This window comes from Rossellomorea sp. NPDC077527 (genome assembly GCF_044542955.1).
Taxonomy (GTDB): domain Bacteria; phylum Bacillota; class Bacilli; order Bacillales; family Bacillaceae_B; genus Rossellomorea; species Rossellomorea aquimaris_E.
Genome location: NZ_JBITVL010000001.1, coordinates 988321 through 1006702 on the forward strand (window position 1 = coordinate 988321; position 18382 = coordinate 1006702).

The following is an 18382-nucleotide window of genomic DNA, read 5'->3' on the forward strand; positions in this document are numbered from 1 at the left end:
TTTATTGGGGTAAACTAAACATATACATCTTAGAAAGGAGTATTTGATTGGATAGTATTAAACGGTACCTTCAGTTTGTCAAACCTTATAAATGGCAGATTATAGGTACATTAATCATAGGTATCATCAAATTTACGATTCCCCTTCTGATTCCGATATTAATCAAATATGTCATCGATGATATTGTCGGAGCCAAAGGGTTAAGCGCTGATGAAAAGACGAGTCAGCTGCTCATGATCATGGGAATCATGCTCGTTCTGTTCCTGCTCGTCAGACCACCGGTGGAGTACTATCGGCAGTATTTTGCGCAGTGGACGGGAAACAAGATCCTGTATGACTTGAGGGACCATTTATTCTCACATATACAACGGCTCAGCTTTAAATATTATTCCAATACGAGGGCGGGAGAAGTCATCTCTAGGGTCATCAATGATGTGGAACAAACGAAGAATTTCGTCATCACAGGATTGATGAATCTTTGGTTGGACGCGGCTACCATTGTCATTGCCCTGTCCATCATGTTCACGATGGATATTTCCCTCACCTTAGTATCTCTAATTGCCTTTCCTTTCTACGCCTTCTCTGTCCGGTATTTCTTCGGGAGGCTCAGGGGATTGACGAGAGAACGCTCCCAGGCGCTGGCAGAAGTACAGAGTCATCTGCACGAACGGGTTCAGGGTATGGCTGTCATCAAGAGTTTTGCAGTGGAAGATTATGAACAAAAGCAATTCCAGGAGCAGAATAATAATTTCTTAACGAAAGCTTTAAAGCAGACAAGCTGGAATGCGAAAGCATTCGCAGTGGTCAATACCATTACAGATATTTCACCTTTGATCATTATCGGTTATGCAGGTCTGCAGGTAATTGAAAAAGACCTTACCATTGGTACAATGGCTGCCTTTATTGCATATATCGACCGTCTATACGGGCCCCTCAGACGACTGGTGAACTCTTCTACAACCTTGACTCAATCGATTGCTTCCATGGATCGAGTGTTTGAGTTCATGGATGAAAAGTATGATATTGATGATGAACCGGGAGCCGTTCCTTGTAATAATGTTCGTGGGGATATCACGTTTAACACTGTCTCTTTCCGTTACGAATCAGATGAAGACAGAGTACTCCGCAACCTTAATTTGGACATTAAAAGGGGAGAAACTGTTGCATTGGTCGGAATGAGCGGTGGAGGAAAATCATCCTTGGTCAGCCTGATTCCACGCTTTTATGATGTGACGGAAGGTGAAATCCTTTTAGACGGTACGGACATCAGGAGATTTCAGGTCAGGTCGTTGCGGGATAATATCGGAATGGTGTTACAAGACAATATCCTCTTTAGTGAATCCGTCAAAATGAATATTAAGTTCGGTAATCCCCTGGCGACGGATGAAGAGGTCATAGAGGCGGCGAAAGCGGCAAATGCCCATGAGTTCATCATGAAACTGCCTCAAGGGTACGACACCCGTGTTGGAGAACGCGGTGTGAAGCTGTCCGGCGGTCAGAAGCAAAGGGTGGCAATCGCACGGGTATTCTTAAAGAATCCACCGATCCTTATCCTGGATGAAGCGACATCTGCCTTAGATTTAGAAAGTGAACATCTCATCCAGGAGTCTCTTGAAATCCTGGCAAAAGACCGGACAACCTTCATCGTGGCCCATCGCCTGTCGACGATCACCCACGCAGATCGAATCATCCATATGGAACATGGGGAAGTTGTCGAAATGGGAACACATGAAGAGTTGATGGCAAAGCAAGGTCACTACTACAAACTCTTCCAGGTACAGCAGCTTGACCAATAGCATTGTAAGTCATGACTTATCACAATTATCGTGATAAAAGTCATGACTTTTTTTGTGTTTCCAAAAAACATATCAAACTTATTTCAGGTGTGACATGAGTATCGTAGGACTAAATAACTTTATCTGGAAGGAATGAACAGGTTAATTGGACATATATTGAATTGAGTTAGGAATATCGACTTTGTGTAGAAAAATTCTGAAAATGGATTGCAACATTTGTAACATCTTGTATAATAAGAAACATATAAAAATTTAGAAAATAAGCACTATTGAGAAAAGAGAGATAGTTCATAAGAGGAGGATTTGAATGAGCGAACAGCGTCCTTTACTGAAAGTGGAAGATTTAAGGACCTCCTTTTTTACGGATGATGGAGAAGTTCCTGCAGTCGATGGAGTCAGTTTTCATGTGAATGAAGGGGAGGTTCTCGGGATCGTCGGGGAGAGTGGATGTGGAAAAAGTGTTACATCCCTATCCATCATGGGTCTCGTACCGAATCCACCGGGGAAAGTTGTAGGTGGGAAGATCCTTTATAAAGATGAAGATCTGACACAAGCATCCGAGAAACGGATGAGGGATATCCGGGGAAATGATATAGCGATGATTTTCCAAGAACCGATGACATCGTTAAACCCTGTTTTTACCATAGGTGATCAATTAATTGAAGCAATACGAATACATACGAAGGTTGGAAAGAAACAAGCAAGAGATAAAGCTGTAGATATTATGAAAATGGTCGGACTGCCGAGAGCGGAGGAATTGATAAAGGAATATCCTCATCAATTATCCGGTGGGATGAGACAAAGGGTCATGATTGCCATGGCGATGGTATGCGACCCCCGCGTCCTGATTGCAGACGAACCGACAACGGCACTGGACGTGACGATCCAGGCCCAGATATTAAAGCTGATGAAGAGGCTGAATAAAGAGCTGAATACAGCGGTACTTCTGATCACACATGATCTGGGAGTCGTTGCTGAAACGTGTGAACGGGTAGTCGTAATGTACTCAGGCAAGGTGGTGGAGGAGGGGACCGTAGAAGAAATCTTCAAGAACCCTCAACATCCTTACACCAAAGGTCTGATACAGTCCGTACCTGATATGCGTATTAAACAACAGCGATTACATTCGATTCAGGGGAATGTTCCGAAACCGGGGTCCATTAAGACTGGGTGCCGTTTTGCAGCACGCTGTGATTCAGCATTCGATCGCTGCTTAGTGGAAACACCTGAATTATATGAAACATCACAAGGACATTGCACACGATGCTTCCTGTTCGATGAAGTGGAGGAGGGAGTTTATGACGGAACCGTTGCTAAAGGTTGAGAACCTTAAGAAACATTTTCCGATCACAGGCGGCATATTGGGACGACCTGTCAGCTCGGTGAAAGCGGTGGATGGGGTTTCCTTCACCGTCAATAAAGGCGAAACACTAGGTATCGTAGGAGAAAGTGGTTGTGGAAAGTCGACGACCGGCAGGATGCTCATGAGACTCATCGATCCATCTGACGGAAAGGTCACATTTGAGGACAGGGAGCTTACGAGTCTATCAAACTCGGAGATGAGGAAAATTCGCAGGGAAATGCAGATGGTCTTTCAAGATCCGTTTGCATCGTTGAACCCAAGGCATACAGTAGAAAAGATTCTTGAAGAACCTTTGAAGGTTCATGGAATGGGGTCTGCCAAGGAAAGAAAAGAAAGGGTTCACGAACTCCTCAATATCGTAGGGTTAAGTAGCTACCATGCCAAACGCTATCCCCATCAATTCAGTGGGGGGCAAAGGCAGCGTATCGGGATTGCAAGGGCACTTATGACAAAGCCGAAGCTTATCATAGCCGATGAACCAGTATCGGCCCTTGATGTATCGATTCAATCCCAAGTATTGAATTTAATGCAGGATTTACAAAAAGAATTCGGACTCACCTATATTTTCATCGCGCATGATCTGGGTGTAGTCAGGCATATAAGTGACCGAGTGGGTGTGATGTATCTCGGGAAAATGGTGGAGCTGAGTGATAGTGAAAACCTGTATGAAAAGCCGCTTCATCCATACACCCAGGCACTCCTTTCAGCGGTTCCGGTGCCGGATCCCGATTTCGAAAGGGATACGATCCTTTTACAGGGGGACATTCCGAGTCCTTCCAATCCACCGAGTGGATGTACATTCCATACCAGGTGCCCACATGCCACAGACATGTGTAAGCAGAAGGTACCTGAATTCAAGGAACACCAACCAGGGCATTATGTAGCTTGCCATCTTTACTAAAGCGGCAAGTCTCATAAGTATATAAACATTATTCAGGAGGGGATTTAGTTGAGGAAAAAGAGCTGGTCAATTTTAATGCTGCTCATCCTGCTCGTATCATCCGTACTTTACGGATGTGGAGGAGATGAAAAATCTTCAGGGAACAGCGGCGACAGTGGAGATAAGGGAGATCCTAAAGTACTGATCTTTGGTCGCGGAGGAGACTCTGTTGGACTTGATCCAGGAACAGTAACCGACGGTGAATCATTTAAAGTAACAAAGAACATCTTCGAAACACTTGTGAAATTCGGAGAACAGGATACAGAAGTAAACCCGGGATTAGCTGAAAAGTGGGAAGTATCCGAGGATGGTCTGACGTATACATTCATGCTGCGTGAAGGCGTGAAATTCCAGGATGGCACTGATTTCAACGCAGATGCCGTTGTGAAGAACTTCGAACGCTGGATGAACGGGAATGCAGATCAATTCCCATATTACGGTTCCATGTTTGGTGGTTTTAAAGCTGATGAAGGTCATGTTATCAAAGAAGTGAAAGCTACTGATGATATGACGGTTGAATTCGTATTAAAGCGTCCTCAAGCTCCATTCTTAAAGAATGTTGCCATGAGTCCTTTCGCTATCGTAAGTCCTAAAGCAATTGATGAATTAGGAGACAAGCTTGCTGAAACACCGACAGATGCAGGGACAGGTCCTTTCAAATTTGTTGAGTGGAAGCGTAATGACAAAATCGTACTAGAGAAAAACGAAGACTACTGGAACAAAGATTTACCAAAGTTAGATCAAGTCGTATTCAAATCGATTCCTGAAAACTCAGCTCGTCTGAATGCACTGATTTCTGGTGAAATCGACCTTGCTGATGGAGTAAATCCGAGTGATGCAAGTAAAGTTGAGGGTGATGACAACCTGCAATTATTCGAACGTCCGTCTATGAACGTTGGATACTTAGGTTTGACATCTACTCGTAAACCTTTTGATGATCCTAAAGTACGTCAAGCAATCAACTATGCAATCAACAAGCAAGAAATCATTGATGCTTTCTTCGAAGGAAAAGCAGAAATGGCGAAAAACCCGATGCCTCCAGTAATCGGTGGATACAATGAAGATATCGAGCCTTATGAATACAATCCTGAAAAAGCGAAAGAACTTCTTGCTGAAGCAGGTCATAAGGATGGATTTGAAATGGAACTTTGGGCTATGCCTGTACCTCGTCCATATATGCCTGACGGTCAAAAAGTAGCAGAAGCAATTCAAGCGGATTTAGCTGAAGTAGGAGTTAAAGCGAAAATCGTATCTTACGAGTGGGCTACTTACCTTGAAAAGGCGAAAAACGGAGAAGCAGACGCATTCTTACTTGGTTGGACAGGGGATAATGGAGACGCAGATAACTTCCTATATGTCCTTCTTGACCAAGACAATATCGGAAGCAACAACTACTCTTACTACAAAAACGATGAGGTACACAAAATCCTGATCGATGCTCAAACAGAAGTAGATCCAGCAAAACGTGAAGAGCTGTACAAGAAAGCACAGGAAATCATCCATGAGGATGCTCCGTGGGTACCACTTGCTCACTCTACACCACTACTTGCAGGAAGCGCTGCACTTAAGAACTTCAAACCGCATCCAACTGGTTCTGACTGGTTAGGCGCAGTTGACATGGAGTAATAAGCAATAAACCAAAGGGGAGACATCGCAGATTTCTCCCCTTTGTACATAGAAAAGCGGAGGGGCTTTGCCCAGAGGCGACAAGCATAAGGGGAGCTTGCACAAAAGGCGGTCTTTGCCTTTGGGGTAAGATTGACTTATGACCTCGAGGGGCTAGCCGCTGGAGCTGGACAAGAAGAAAAGCGGAAGCGGGTTGAACAGCCCCGACAAGCATTATTATTCTATCGAAATCAGAATCTCCACATAGAGAGGTGAACATGATGTTCCAATACACCATTCGTCGATTATTGCAGCTCATTCCTGTTTTACTCGGGATGACTCTTATCGTTTTTTCAATCATACGTGCTATTCCTGGTGATCCTGCACAGGTCATCCTTGGGCAGCAGGCTACGAAAGAAGCCGTTGCTGCTTTGAGGGATCAGTTGGGTCTCGATAATGCCTGGTATATTCAATACATTGATTATCTTAAAGGATTATTGACCGGGGATTTAGGAAGTTCCCTTCGGACAAAGACAGAGGTTTCAACCGAGATCTGGCCTTATCTGGCGGCTACGGCGGAACTTGCGATCGTGGCCATTATCATTGCCATCGTAATAGGAGTGAATGCCGGTATCATCAGTGCATGGTTTCAAAACTCCTGGTTCGATTATACAGCCATGATCCTGGCACTTGTTGGAGTTTCCATGCCGATCTTCTGGTTAGGACTGATGGAGCAATGGACATTCGGGATACAGCTAGACCTTCTGCCTACTACGGGAAGGGAGAATATACGAAACCCCGTGGACTCTATCACCAACTTCTATATTCTGGATACCATCATGCAGGGGCGGTTCGACCAGCTTGGTGATGTTTTGAAACACATCATCCTACCGGGCATTGCCCTTGCGACCATCCCGATGGCGATCATCGCCCGTATGACCCGTTCCAGTATGTTGGAGGTCATGCGTTCGGATTATATTCGTACTGCACGTGCGAAAGGTCTGAAAATGTTCTGGGTCGTGTACAAGCACTCGTTGAAGAATGCCATCATTCCGGTCCTGACGGTCATCGGTTTGCAGATGGGTCTTCTCCTTGGAGGGGCGATCCTGACCGAGACGATCTTCGGCTGGCCGGGAATCGGACGATATATTTATGAAGCGATCGGTTACCGGGATTATCCTGTCGTACAATCCGGAATCCTCGTCGTGGCCACGATCTTTGTCACGATTAACCTGATTGTCGACTTACTGTATGCGGCTGTCGATCCCCGTATTAAATACAACTAACATCAATAGAAGAAAGAGGTGATCTCTCATGGCAGAAGTAGCAGAACCGCAAAAGGAACTCCACCCTTCTATGGAAGAAGAAACAGTATCTCCCTGGAAGGAAGCTTGGAAAAGCTTCACTAAAAATAAAATTGCCTTAGTCGGCTTTTGCATCGTTCTTTTCTTTGTCATCCTGGCGATTGCAGCCCCGGTTATCGCACCGCAGGGAATCAATGAACAGGATCTTTCGAAAAGACTGCAAGCACCATCCTCGGAGCATTGGTTAGGGACGGATGACTTTGGACGAGATATATTATCAAGGATTATCCATGGAGCTCGTATCTCCCTCTGGGTCGGATTCTTCGCGGTCATCGGTTCTTCCGTGATCGGAAGTTTACTTGGGATCGTAGCCGGATATTACGGCAGATGGGTCGATACGATCATTTCCCGGGTATTTGACATCATGCTTGCATTTCCGAGCATCTTGTTAGCCATTGCTGTGGTAGCAGCTCTTGGGCCATCTCTCCGTAATGCTTTGATTGCCATTGCCATCATCAATATCCCGAATTTCGGACGACTCATACGTTCGAGGGTGTTGAGTGTAAAGCAGGAAGAGTATGTAATGGCTGCGAAAGCCATCGGGATGAGTGATTTTCGGATATTATTCAGTCATGTGCTGCCAAATAGTATGGCGCCGATCATTGTACAGGGGACACTTGCCATTGCGACTGCCATCATTGAAGCGGCAGCTCTTGGCTTCCTTGGACTAGGAGCTCAGGCACCAGAGCCTGAATGGGGGAAAATGCTGTCGGATGCAAGGCAGTATATGCTTCAGGCACCATGGACGATGATCTTCCCAGGGCTTGCCATCATGCTTACTGTATTAGGATTCAACCTGATGGGGGACGGCCTTCGGGATGCCCTTGATCCTAAAATGAAAAACTAAACAAAAAATGGAGCAGAGGATATGATCCTCTGCTCCATTTTTATTTATTCTTCCTCTTCCCCGATCATGACCTCGTTATCCTCTTTGTGATACGACTGGAAGCTTGTAATCAGTTTTTCTAAATGCTCCAGGTGCTCGTCGTATTCAAAAATGGCAGAAAAGATGTGAAGAAGGTGGAAGTTATGAATGTTATCGTCTTTTGTATGGTGTTTGACCTCTTCAAGCATAATTTTCATCAGCTCTTTACGATGCAGACATACATCCTGCTGTGCCTCTGATTCTGCATGCGGGTGCATCTTACCGAGGAATTTCAACAGTAATTGTTCGTGATAGGTCAATAAACAGTCGAGTTGATTTTTAATCACGCCCCGTAATTCGTCAGGTAATTGAAAGATTTCATTTTCATACCGGTTCAGCCGCTTTAAGATTTCAAAGCTTCGATTGGTTGAAGAAATCATTTGTCTGAAAATCACGAGCTTCCGACTTTTGACGATGGAATTTTTCTTGAAATAGTCCCGTTCTTCTTTATAAAGAAGATACAGCTGGTCTACTTTAATCAGCTTTTCTTTAATGCGTTCCAGATCTTTTTTTAAAAGGTGGAATTCTGTGGCGTGTCTCATGCTCAATCTGATCCACTTCAGGATTTCCTCCGTTGAGTCCGACACTTTATGATAAAGCTTGGTTTCGTATTTAGGCGGAAGGAAGACCAAATTCACCACGAAAGATGAAAAGACCCCGATCATGATTGTCGAGAAACGGATGAATGCAAACTGGATGAAGTCCTGATCCGTCACTTCCATGATCGCAATCATCGTCACGAGAGCGAGACCGATCGTATTTTGTAATTTTAATTTTAGAATGATGGCAATGGCAATGACAGCTGCAAGTCCAACGATAAGTGGATTACTACCGAATAGCAGGACAAACAGTACGGCGATACCGGCACCGATCAAATTCGCCTGAATTTGTTCGATGATCGTCAGGTAAGAACGGTAGATGGTGGGTTGGACGGCAAAGACCGCCGCAATTCCAGCAAACACCGGAGACGGTATACCCAGAAGCTCTGATACAAGTAAAGCTAATACAATCGCAATTCCTGTTTTGAGGATGCGAGCACCAAATTTCATGGAATTAGAATCCTTTCTTGTGTAACGTTTTTATAAACAATACTGTACTATACATGTACTTACAAGCAATATCAATAGGAAATTTTAAATAAGTTTCTACAAAAATATGTACCTTTCAGGAAGGGTGGATAAACCATCTCACTTCTACAAAATACATAGATATGTAATGGGGAAGATCATTATTCTGTCCCTTCATAAAAAAAGCCTGTCGCCTTGGCAGATTACCAGGCGGACAGGCTTTTCATTTTCTTCAATTCTATTATAATTGTGCAAATGCACGGTCAACTGCTTCGAGTGTCACCTTGATATCCTCTTCTGTATGAGCCGTCGTCAGGAACCATGCTTCATATTTTGATGGAGCAAGATTGATTCCCTGATGGAGCATTAGCTTAAAGAACTTTGCAAACATTTCTCCATCCGTCGCTTCTGCCTGTTCATAGTTTTCTACTATTTCTTTCGTGAAGTAGAGGGTGAGGGCTCCCTTCAGCCTATTGATGGAAATCGGCGTGTTATGCTTTTCTGCCGCAGCCAAAATCCCCTTCTCAAGCATTTCTCCCAGCTGATCTAGTCTTTCATAGACGCCTTCCTCTTTCAGTACTTCAAGACAGGCAATCCCTGACAAGATGGAGGCTGGGTTCCCGGCCATCGTTCCTGCCTGATAGGCAGGTCCTAACGGAGCTACTTGTTCCATGATTTCTTTCTTTCCGCCGTATGCTCCGATCGGAAGGCCACCGCCGATGATTTTCCCTAATGCGGTCAAGTCCGGCTTCACCTGTAACATGTCCTGTGCCCCGCCATAAGTAAAGCGGAATGCCGTAATGACTTCATCATAAATAACAAGGGAATTTGAAGCATGGGCAATGTCATTTACCTGTTGGAGGAAGCCTTCCTTCGGTTCTACGATCCCGAAGTTACCGACGATCGGTTCAACAAGGACAGCTGCGATTTGATCTCCCCATTTTTCCATTGCTGCCTTAAATGGCTCGATGTCATTGAATGGGACAGTGATGACTTCCTGGGCGATGCTTTTAGGAACACCGGCTGAATCCGGCGTTCCCAGTGTAGAAGGGCCAGATCCTGCTGCAACCAATACAAGGTCCGAGTGTCCGTGGTAACAGCCTGCAAACTTGATGACCTTATCTTTACCTGTGTATGCTCTTGCCACACGGATCGTCGTCATGACCGCTTCGGTACCGGAATTGACGAAACGTACCTTGTCCATGTAAGGCATGGCTTCCTTAATCATTTTGGCAAATTTCACTTCATGACGTGTAGGAGTACCGTATAGAACCCCATTTTCTGCCGCCTTCGTAATTGCTTCCGTAATATGAGGGTGTGCATGACCCGTTATGATCGGACCGTAAGCTGCCAGGTAGTCGATGTACTTGTTGCCATCCACATCCCAGAAGTAGGCACCCTTTCCTCTTTCCATGGCAACGGGAGATCCGCCGCCAACGGCTTTGTATGAACGAGAGGGGCTGTTGACACCTCCGACGATATGTTCCAGTGCTTCTGTATGTAAAGTTTCTGATTCAGTGAATTTCATGTTTTCCTCCCGAGTATATTTTTTCTTTGCATTACCCTTCTATTGTAGTACGGCCTTTTCCACTTTAGCAAATAACGAGTAATGGCTGATGATTTTTTCAAGCAGACTGTTCAAATAGATACAACTCCCTGTGGTACACTATTCTTTGTTTGTAAAAGTGAAACCTAGGAGGACGCATGATGAATGCAATTGAAGTAAATCATTTGCGTAAGGAATTCAAAGCTTTTTCCAGTCGTTCAGGACTGAAGGGAGCTTTCAGGGATTTGTTTACGCGTAATTATAAAGTCGTTCCCGCAGTGAACGATATTTCGTTTAATGTGAAACAAGGGGAGATGGTCGGATACATTGGTGAGAATGGAGCGGGGAAGTCCACCACCATTAAAATGCTGACAGGCATCTTGACTCCGACTGGGGGAGAATTGACCGTAAATGGCATGAATCCCCATCGGGATCGTGAAAAATTCGTACAAACAATCGGTGTAGTATTCGGGCAGCGTTCACAACTCTGGTGGGATATTGCGGTCCAGGAGTCTTTTCAACTTCTAAAAAAAGTGTATAAGGTTCCCGACCAGCAATATAAGGAGCACATGGGTCATGTGATTGAAACTCTGGATATTGGTCCGCTGCTGGACAAACCTGTCCGTAAGTTATCCCTGGGGCAGAGGATGAGATGTGAATTAGCGGCAGCTTTGGTTCATAACCCGCCTTTACTCTTCCTGGATGAACCAACGATCGGGTTGGATGTCCTTGTGAAATTGAAGATACGCCAGTTCTTAAAAGAAATCAACGAGAAATATCAGACAACCATATTGCTGACAACCCATGATTTATCAGATATCGAAGCTCTTTGTGAGCGGGTCGTGATGCTGGATGAAGGGAAGATCATTTATGATGGTCAATTGAACCAGCTAAAAGAAAATTGGGGAGATCAGAAAGAAGTCGTATTTCAATTCCTGGATGGGACGTCCCTCACGGCGCTATCGGATCTTACAAAAGATCAGAGCATTTCATGGTCATTTGATGAGAAAAAGCAGACCTATTCCGCGATTACTGAAGCCGATGAAGAAGTCATTTCACAGCTCATCACTAATGTTGTGGCATCCTTCAAAGTGAAAGACATGAAGATAGAGGAAACGACCACCGAGGAAATCATCCGAAACATTTATGAAAAAGGGGCTGTCTCAAGATGAGAAATGTGACTGGCCAACCCGGGAGAGGGTATCGTGGCTAAATATATTGAAATGATCCGAATTCGATTTCTCATGATGCTTGCCTATCGGACGAATTATTATAGTGGGATTTTAATTTACAGCATCAACATCGGAGCGTATTACTTCTTATGGCAGGCCATCTACGGAGGGAAACAGGACATTGAAGGATTATCGATCATTCAGATGACGACCTATGTTGCCGTTTCCTGGATGGCAAGGGCTTTTTATTTTAATAATATCGACCGTGAAATCGCACAGGAAATCAAAGAGGGAAAAGTGGCGGTAGAACTTATCAGACCATATAACTATCTTGGAATGAAGACGATGCAGGGTCTTGGTGAGGGAATCTTCCGGTTGGTGTTTTTCTCCTTTCCGGGAATGATCATCGTGAGTCTGATATTCCCTCTTCAAATCGGTTCAGGGTTTGATACATTGGGGTTGTTTTCCATTTCCATCCTGTTCAGTTTTATCATCAATACTCAAATCAACCTGTTGACCGGTATCACGACCTTTTTCTTATTTAATAACGACGGTTTGATTCGTGCGAAACGGGTTGTCATTGATTTGTTTTCAGGACTGTTGCTGCCCATTCACTTCTTTCCGCTATGGGCGCAGAATGTAATGGAATATCTACCGTTTCAAAGCATCAGCTATGTTCCGAGCATGATTTTCACGAATGGCTTTTCGACTTCGGAGGCATTTAACGCAATTATGATGCAAGGACTTTGGTCGTTGATCCTTCTCATTCCGATTAAGGTACTGTGGGCCATGGCTAAAAAACAAATGATCATTCAAGGAGGGTGACGGATGTTTTATGTAAAGATGTTCTTTCAATACGTCGCCCAATATATGAAGATCAGACTTCAATACCGGGCGGATTTGATTGTAGAAATTCTGTCAGACTTATTATTCCAAGCTGTTAATCTTGTATTTATCCTCGTTGTCTTCGGCCACACCCAGCTGTTGAGCGGATGGACGAGAGATGAAATCATTTTTATTTATGGATTTTTCCTAGTTCCATTTGCGTTATTCAGTTCGTTCTTTAATATTTGGGATTTCAACGACAGGTATGTGGTGAAAGGGGAGTTCGACCGGATCCTGACGAGGCCGATCCACAGCTTGTTTCAAGTGATATTAGAAAGGATGGAACTTGAGTCCCTTTTCGGTGTGGTTACGGGAATGGCCGTCATGTTTTACACAGGGGGGAGGCTTGATATCTCGTTTGAATGGTATGAACCGATTCTTTTCATCATTTTTGTCTTCGGAGGGGCACTAGTGTATGCAGGGATTTTCATTTCCCTTGCGAGCATTGCCTTCTGGTCGGATGCGAAAACGTCCATCATGCCTATGATGTACAATATCGGAAACTACGGGAGATATCCTGTTGATATCTATAATAGTGTGATACGGTTCGTGTTAACATGGATACTTCCTTTTGCGTTCGTTGGCGTGTACCCTTCTGCCTTTTTCCTTGAAAAGACGGAATGGTACCCTTATTCATTTCTCACTCCATTTGTCGGAATCGGATTTTTCATCTTTTCCATTGTTCTGTGGAATGAAGGTGTAAAACGGTATAGAGGAGCAGGTAACTAGAATTTTTTCTTCTTGATAAGCGTACATATACAAAGACAAGCAGAAAAAAGAGGGTATGTACATGCTTCTTATCATTGGTTTTTTTATACTGTTCTGCATGGGTATGAGCCTCCGGGCATTATTCTATCCTTCGAAATGGAAAGAACATCACGTTTCCCTTCATCATTTTCTGTTTTTGGGGATGAGTTATATCACTATTATGATCGGTTTCGGCTTATTGTTTACACTCCTCGAGCTTGAGGGGATCCCGATTCTCGTAGAGGGGGGTGCCCCGCTGACGGGAGACTTTCTTGATCACTTTTTTACGACGATGTATTTCAGTGGAATCACCCTTTTTTCGGTAGGGTACGGAGATGTAACACCAGTCGGAATCGGGAGAGGGATCGCTCTCATTGAATCATGGCTTGGCTATACAATCCCGGCAGCGTTTGTCGTGAAATCCTTCCTGAACTATGAAAACAAGTAGCGTATGGTTTGAGTTTTTTCCTTCTATTGGGTACGCTAAGGTCAGAACAATATTCAATTGGAGGGGAAAATAGATGACAGTTGGTCAAAAAGCACCTGAATTCGAATTACTTGCAAGCAATGGAGAAAAGGTAAAGCTTTCAGACTATCTAGGGAAAAACGTAGTCCTTTACTTTTATCCAAAAGACATGACACCCGGCTGTACGACAGAAGCATGTGATTTCAGGGATCAGCATGAGAACTTTGAAGATCTTGATGCCGTTATCCTCGGTGTGAGTCCGGATCCGGTTGATAAACATGAAAAATTCATAGACAAGCATGGACTGCCTTTTCTTCTACTTGTAGATGAAGACCATCAAGTAGCCGAGGAATATGGCGTATGGAAACTGAAGAAAAACTTCGGGAAAGAATACATGGGAATTGAGCGTTCCACCTTCATCATCGATAAAGAAGGAAACCTGTCCAAGGAATGGCGAAAGGTGAAAGTGAAGGGGCATGTGGAGGAAGCTCTTCAGTACATTCAAGAGAATCTTTCCTAAGCCTATTTTCAAGCCTATTTTAACGGGTTCGAGGCTTTTGTCCATTCACAAAAGCTGTAGGGACATATAGTAAGAGTAGGGCAACCTCCTCAAATAAGTCAGTCTCATCCGTGTAGCAGGATCGACCATGTCGATCCTCTTTTTTTATGCCCTCTTGGGGTTGAAACTAGGGTCATTCCTCGTCAATATGGTAAAATAATGAACAATAGGGATGGGAGGCAGGTATATGAAAATCATCGTTACATTTCAGCCAAAGGAAGAATTCGTCTCAGATTTAACGAACAGCTTCCCTGAGGTTGAGTTCCTGTTTTATAAAAAAATCAAAGATGCAGAAAGCGAACTGCCAAATGCAGACGTGATCGTCACAATGGGGGAAGATTTAACAGACGATCATATTGAAAGAAGTAAGAAATGCAAATGGATCATGGTCATTTCTGCAGGATTGGAAAAAATGCCGTTTGAAGCCATTCAAAAAAAGGGGATCCTCGTGACCAATGCAAGGGGAATCCATAAGATTCCAATGGCGGAGTTCACGATCGGATTGATGCTTCAACATGCGAAACAACTTCAAGCGGTAAGGGAGCAGGAAATGAACGCCGAGTGGAGTAGAAGATTACCCACCTCCGAGCTTCATGGAGCATCTCTTCTCATTCTTGGTGCTGGGGCTATCGGAGGTGAAATCGCCCGTCTCGCGAAGGCATTTCATATGAACGTGAGCGGAGTGAATTCTACTGGCTTACCAGGAGAACATTTTGACAGCATGTTCACATTGGAGACCTTCAATGAACAGCTGCCGAAAGCCGATTACGTGGTATCCGTGTTGCCAAGTACCAATCGTACGAAGCACATCCTTAAAGTCGATCACTTCGAGCAGATGAAGGATACAGCTGTTTTTATCAATATTGGCCGGGGTGACCTTGTTGAAGAATCCGTCCTTCTTGAAGCGGCGGAAAGGAAGCTGATCGGTCATTTATTCCTGGATGTATTTGATCATGAGCCACTCCACCGAAATCACCCATTTTGGGAGGCGGAAGGCATCACGGTGACACCTCACCTATCAAGCATCACAAAAAAATACATGCCAAGAGCATTTGAAATCTTTAAAAAGAATTTATCTACATATAGTAATAACAAGGAACATTTTATTAACGTGATTGATGCAGAGAGGGGCTATTGAATATGAAAATCTATACAAAATCGGGGGATAAAGGGACGACCTCCCTTGTTTACGGGACACGTGTATCCAAAAAGGATCAACGGGTAGAAGCTTACGGGACATGTGATGAAGCGAATTCCATGATCGGTCTTGGTCTAAGTTATGCTAAAGCGGAATACTTTGATGGGAAGGAACAATTCGATGAATTCTTCCATAAAGTACAAACCATCCTATTCCATGTTGGGGCGGAACTTGCGACGCCTGTAGGCAAAGAAGTGAAATGGAAGCTTGAGGAAACACATATCAAAGAATTAGAAGATCAAATCGATTTCCTAGATGGGGCTCTGACCCCTTTAAGTAATTTCATTCTTCCAGGAGGACATCCAGCCGGTGCAGCACTCCATACTGCAAGGACGATTGTGAGGAGAGCAGAGAGAGAAGCTGTTTCAATTGAAGAAGACATCAATCCATTGGTGCTTTCTTATCTAAATCGACTATCTGACTACCTTTTCGTGGCCGGCCGTTATATCAATCAACAGCTTGGGGAGCAAGAGAAAAACCTTCATGAGTAATAGGGTCAAAGATTGACAAAAGGGAACATTGATTAGTACACTATTTATAAAGATTATAAAATAATAATTCTTATGAAAAGAGGTGCATGACGATGTCTGAAGAAGGACAATTAAAAGAAGCGATTTCGACATTGAAGGAAACGGGAGTCCGCATCACTCCTCAGCGTCATGCGATATTAGAGTATCTCATTGATTCAATGGCCCATCCTACAGCTGATGACATATATAAAGCACTAGAAGGGAAATTCCCTAACATGAGTGTGGCTACCGTTTATAATAATTTACGCGTATTCCGTGAAGTAGGCTTAGTGAAAGAGTTGACTTATGGAGATGCTTCCAGTCGTTTTGACTTTGTGACAACGGATCATTACCATGTCATCTGTGATGGCTGCGGCAAAATTGTTGACTTTCATTACCCGGGATTGGATGAAGTGGAACAACTCGCTTCCCATGTAACGGGATTCAAAGTGAACAATCACCGTATGGAAATCTACGGGACATGTGCTGAATGTTCTGCAAAAGAAGCTCATTAGGAAAGAATGGTTCTAATCTAGAACCATTCTTTTATTTTTTTGATTCAAAAAAAGACCTTCCATCGAAGGTCTTTTCTCATGCCACATTATTTTTTCTTTTTGTTATAATCTTCGTCGAATTCTTCGCCTTCAAGGTTCGGGTCAAGAGTAAGCGGTTCGTTGCAATACATGCACATGTCAACACGGCCGAGAACCTTGGTAACCTTCCCGCAATTCGGGCATGTCACCTGCACAGCTTTTGTGGACAGCATCCCGATCCAGAAGTAGACAACCGTACTTCCGATGATTCCCAGAAAACCCAGCAGCATAAATGTTGTCATGACCCATGGATGTTCTCTAAAATATATACCGACGTACATAATGATAAATCCGATGAAAACCAAGCTTAAGGCAAACGTACGGATTTTATTGATTTTACTTGAATAATTCTTAGCCATTTGATTGTCCCTCCTAAAAAAATACTATACCATATTTGTTATCATAAGAGGGATACGAAACCGCTTTGTCGAAAAATGACTATATTCAGAGAAGGAAATCCCCTTTGAATGTCGAAATAGTAACCAACCAATGAGTGATGTGGAGGAGTATGAAATGGAAGACATTTTACGACCAATATACCAAGAGCGTACAAGTCACCCCAATACTTTAGGAGCGCTTTTAATAGAACAAAGCAAGAAATCAAGTCCGTTGACCGATACCTTTGATTTAGTACTGTTTCTCGTTGTGAAAGAAGCCGAAGAACCAGTATTCATCAAACACTACTCTTATAAAGAACAAAAGGCGGCCTTACATATCGTAACAGAAGCTAAACTAAACGAGTGGATTCTTCTTGGTTCCAATCGTAAAGTGATCGATTGGCTTTTCAATGGTAAAGTCTTGTTTGACCGCAACGAATTTATTCACAATCTAAAAACGGAGTTAAAGGATTTTCCTTTCTATGGAAGAAAGATAAAGATGGGCATGGAATTCGCAAAATTGATTCGCCGTTACATGGACGGTAAAGAATTCTTTGAAAGCAAGCATTACTTGGATGCCTACAATCATATTGTTCATTCCTTGCATCATTTAGCAAGGCTTGCCGTCATCGAAAACGGATTTCATCCTGAAGTCACTGTCTGGAATCAGGTAAAACAGATAGAGCCCGAAATTTATAAGTTATACGAAGAGCTCGTGACGAGTGATGAAGAAATTGATAAGCGACTGGAACTGCTATTTTTGGCAAGTGAGTTTCTCATCCACTCCAGAACCAAGGTTTCAACTGAGCATCTGTTGGACATCTTGGCTCAAAAGGAACACTGGTCGTTCCAGGACCTTCTTAATCATTCTGAAGCCAGGCAATACTCTGTAGATTTAAGCATGCTCATTGAATATCTCACCGATAAGGGTCTTGTGGAAATTGTAAATATAGAAACAAAGGGACAAGGGATTTATCACCGATATTATCGGGCGAAGAAATAATTATAGTAAAATACTAATTTATCGTTGACTTCACTCAGGTACCTTGTTATATTAGTAAATGTCGCTGCTGAACGACGGTAACGAGCGGTCAGTGGCGACTTAAAAAAACTTAAAAAGTTGTTGACAAAATAAGGGCAACTTGATAAGATGGTTAAGTCGCTCAAATGAAGCGCTTACACATTGAACCTTGAAAACTGAACAAAACAAGACAATACGTCAACGTTAATTCTAGATTTATTTTAAAGAGCTATTCAAACTTTTATCGGA

The 18382-nt window shown here is 43.5% G+C and carries 18 protein-coding genes; 15 read left to right on the forward strand and 3 right to left on the reverse strand.

Going from position 1 to position 18382, the window contains the following annotated elements; genetic code table 11:
* Positions 1 to 47: 47 nt before the first annotated feature.
* The 6 genes from ACIGG7_RS05065 to nikC all read left to right on the forward strand — a co-directional run bounded on the left by ACIGG7_RS05065 (position 48) and on the right by nikC (position 7915).
* Entirely contained in the window at positions 48 to 1796 is a 1749-nt protein-coding gene (locus ACIGG7_RS05065; protein ID WP_397549059.1) for an ABC transporter ATP-binding protein, read from the forward strand.
* A 307-nt stretch (positions 1797 to 2103) separates the two neighbouring features.
* Positions 2104 to 3120 (forward strand): ABC transporter ATP-binding protein, encoded by a 1017-nt coding sequence (locus tag ACIGG7_RS05070; RefSeq protein ID WP_224943384.1) that lies wholly within the window; start codon positions 2104 to 2106, stop codon positions 3118 to 3120.
* Entirely contained in the window at positions 3095 to 4060 is a 966-nt protein-coding gene (locus tag ACIGG7_RS05075) for an ABC transporter ATP-binding protein (RefSeq protein ID WP_224943386.1), read from the forward strand. Before ACIGG7_RS05070 ends, ACIGG7_RS05075 begins: the two co-directional genes overlap by 26 nt.
* Before the next feature lie 75 nt (positions 4061 to 4135).
* On the forward strand, positions 4136 to 5725 hold the full coding sequence (locus ACIGG7_RS05080; RefSeq protein ID WP_397549099.1) for an ABC transporter substrate-binding protein: 1590 nt from the start codon (positions 4136 to 4138) through the stop codon (positions 5723 to 5725).
* Between the two features lie 260 nt (positions 5726 to 5985).
* A complete protein-coding gene (locus ACIGG7_RS05085) occupies positions 5986 to 6990 on the forward strand; it encodes an ABC transporter permease (protein WP_224943563.1) in 1005 nt (334 codons plus the stop codon).
* 28 nt (positions 6991 to 7018) lie between these two features.
* Positions 7019 to 7915: a nickel transporter permease gene (gene nikC, locus ACIGG7_RS05090; RefSeq protein ID WP_224943389.1), complete on the forward strand. Its 897-nt coding sequence runs from the start codon at positions 7019 to 7021 to the stop codon at positions 7913 to 7915.
* Positions 7916 to 7959: 44 nt separating this feature from the next.
* On the opposite strand, the gene ACIGG7_RS05095 is transcribed toward nikC, so the two are convergent.
* A complete protein-coding gene (locus ACIGG7_RS05095) occupies positions 7960 to 9042 on the reverse strand; it encodes an FUSC family protein (protein WP_224943392.1) in 1083 nt (360 codons plus the stop codon).
* Positions 9043 to 9301: 259 nt separating this feature from the next.
* Positions 9302 to 10588, reverse strand: a complete 1287-nt coding sequence (locus ACIGG7_RS05100) for a glutamate-1-semialdehyde 2,1-aminomutase (protein ID WP_397549060.1) — start codon at positions 10586 to 10588, stop codon at positions 9302 to 9304.
* A gap of 176 nt (positions 10589 to 10764) precedes the next feature.
* On the opposite strand from ACIGG7_RS05100, the gene ACIGG7_RS05105 reads away from it, so the two are divergent.
* From ACIGG7_RS05105 to perR, 8 genes are all read left to right on the forward strand, one after another.
* Entirely contained in the window at positions 10765 to 11778 is a 1014-nt protein-coding gene (locus ACIGG7_RS05105; protein ID WP_224943401.1) for an ABC transporter ATP-binding protein, read from the forward strand.
* 33 nt (positions 11779 to 11811) lie between these two features.
* On the forward strand, positions 11812 to 12603 hold the full coding sequence (locus tag ACIGG7_RS05110; RefSeq protein WP_397549061.1) for an ABC transporter permease: 792 nt from the start codon (positions 11812 to 11814) through the stop codon (positions 12601 to 12603).
* A 3-nt stretch (positions 12604 to 12606) separates the two neighbouring features.
* On the forward strand, positions 12607 to 13392 hold the full coding sequence (locus ACIGG7_RS05115) for an ABC transporter permease (RefSeq protein ID WP_397549062.1): 786 nt from the start codon (positions 12607 to 12609) through the stop codon (positions 13390 to 13392).
* Positions 13393 to 13453: 61 nt separating this feature from the next.
* Positions 13454 to 13858 carry an ion channel gene (locus ACIGG7_RS05120; protein WP_224943408.1) on the forward strand — a complete coding sequence of 135 codons (405 nt, stop codon included), beginning with the start codon at positions 13454 to 13456 and terminating at the stop codon, positions 13856 to 13858.
* Between the two features lie 73 nt (positions 13859 to 13931).
* Positions 13932 to 14396 carry a thioredoxin-dependent thiol peroxidase gene (gene bcp, locus ACIGG7_RS05125; RefSeq protein WP_224943411.1) on the forward strand — a complete coding sequence of 155 codons (465 nt, stop codon included), beginning with the start codon at positions 13932 to 13934 and terminating at the stop codon, positions 14394 to 14396.
* A gap of 226 nt (positions 14397 to 14622) precedes the next feature.
* Positions 14623 to 15573: a D-2-hydroxyacid dehydrogenase gene (locus tag ACIGG7_RS05130; RefSeq protein ID WP_397549063.1), complete on the forward strand. Its 951-nt coding sequence runs from the start codon at positions 14623 to 14625 to the stop codon at positions 15571 to 15573.
* Between the two features lie 2 nt (positions 15574 to 15575).
* Positions 15576 to 16124 carry a cob(I)yrinic acid a,c-diamide adenosyltransferase gene (locus ACIGG7_RS05135; protein ID WP_224943416.1) on the forward strand — a complete coding sequence of 183 codons (549 nt, stop codon included), beginning with the start codon at positions 15576 to 15578 and terminating at the stop codon, positions 16122 to 16124.
* Positions 16125 to 16216: 92 nt separating this feature from the next.
* Positions 16217 to 16657: a peroxide-responsive transcriptional repressor PerR gene (perR, locus tag ACIGG7_RS05140; protein ID WP_318246440.1), complete on the forward strand. Its 441-nt coding sequence runs from the start codon at positions 16217 to 16219 to the stop codon at positions 16655 to 16657.
* A gap of 86 nt (positions 16658 to 16743) precedes the next feature.
* On the opposite strand, the gene ACIGG7_RS05145 is transcribed toward perR, so the two are convergent.
* On the reverse strand, positions 16744 to 17094 hold the full coding sequence (locus tag ACIGG7_RS05145; RefSeq protein WP_224943420.1) for a YgzB family protein: 351 nt from the start codon (positions 17092 to 17094) through the stop codon (positions 16744 to 16746).
* Between the two features lie 154 nt (positions 17095 to 17248).
* On the opposite strand from ACIGG7_RS05145, the gene ACIGG7_RS05150 reads away from it, so the two are divergent.
* Entirely contained in the window at positions 17249 to 18115 is an 867-nt protein-coding gene (locus ACIGG7_RS05150; RefSeq protein WP_224943422.1) for a nucleotidyltransferase-like protein, read from the forward strand.
* The last annotated feature ends 267 nt before the right edge of the window (positions 18116 to 18382 follow it).

Bases quoted from the DNA above. Each gene is read 5' to 3' on its own strand.
- ACIGG7_RS05070 (WP_224943384.1), top strand. From the start codon at position 2,104: ATGAGCGAACAGCGTCCTTTACTGAAAGTGGAAGATTTAAGGACCTCC.
- ACIGG7_RS05075 (WP_224943386.1), top strand. From the start codon at position 3,095: ATGACGGAACCGTTGCTAAAGGTTGAGAACCTTAAGAAACATTTTCCG.
- ACIGG7_RS05080 (WP_397549099.1), top strand. From the start codon at position 4,136: ATGCTGCTCATCCTGCTCGTATCATCCGTACTTTACGGATGTGGAGGA.
- ACIGG7_RS05085 (WP_224943563.1), top strand. From the start codon at position 5,986: ATGTTCCAATACACCATTCGTCGATTATTGCAGCTCATTCCTGTTTTA.
- nikC (WP_224943389.1), top strand. From the start codon at position 7,019: ATGGCAGAAGTAGCAGAACCGCAAAAGGAACTCCACCCTTCTATGGAA.
- ACIGG7_RS05095 (WP_224943392.1), bottom strand. From the start codon at position 9,042: ATGAAATTTGGTGCTCGCATCCTCAAAACAGGAATTGCGATTGTATTA.
- ACIGG7_RS05100 (WP_397549060.1), bottom strand. From the start codon at position 10,588: ATGAAATTCACTGAATCAGAAACTTTACATACAGAAGCACTGGAACAT.
- ACIGG7_RS05105 (WP_224943401.1), top strand. From the start codon at position 10,765: ATGATGAATGCAATTGAAGTAAATCATTTGCGTAAGGAATTCAAAGCT.
- ACIGG7_RS05115 (WP_397549062.1), top strand. From the start codon at position 12,607: ATGTTTTATGTAAAGATGTTCTTTCAATACGTCGCCCAATATATGAAG.
- ACIGG7_RS05120 (WP_224943408.1), top strand. From the start codon at position 13,454: ATGCTTCTTATCATTGGTTTTTTTATACTGTTCTGCATGGGTATGAGC.
- bcp (WP_224943411.1), top strand. From the start codon at position 13,932: ATGACAGTTGGTCAAAAAGCACCTGAATTCGAATTACTTGCAAGCAAT.
- ACIGG7_RS05130 (WP_397549063.1), top strand. From the start codon at position 14,623: ATGAAAATCATCGTTACATTTCAGCCAAAGGAAGAATTCGTCTCAGAT.
- ACIGG7_RS05135 (WP_224943416.1), top strand. From the start codon at position 15,576: ATGAAAATCTATACAAAATCGGGGGATAAAGGGACGACCTCCCTTGTT.
- perR (WP_318246440.1), top strand. From the start codon at position 16,217: ATGTCTGAAGAAGGACAATTAAAAGAAGCGATTTCGACATTGAAGGAA.
- ACIGG7_RS05145 (WP_224943420.1), bottom strand. From the start codon at position 17,094: ATGGCTAAGAATTATTCAAGTAAAATCAATAAAATCCGTACGTTTGCC.
- ACIGG7_RS05150 (WP_224943422.1), top strand. From the start codon at position 17,249: ATGGAAGACATTTTACGACCAATATACCAAGAGCGTACAAGTCACCCC.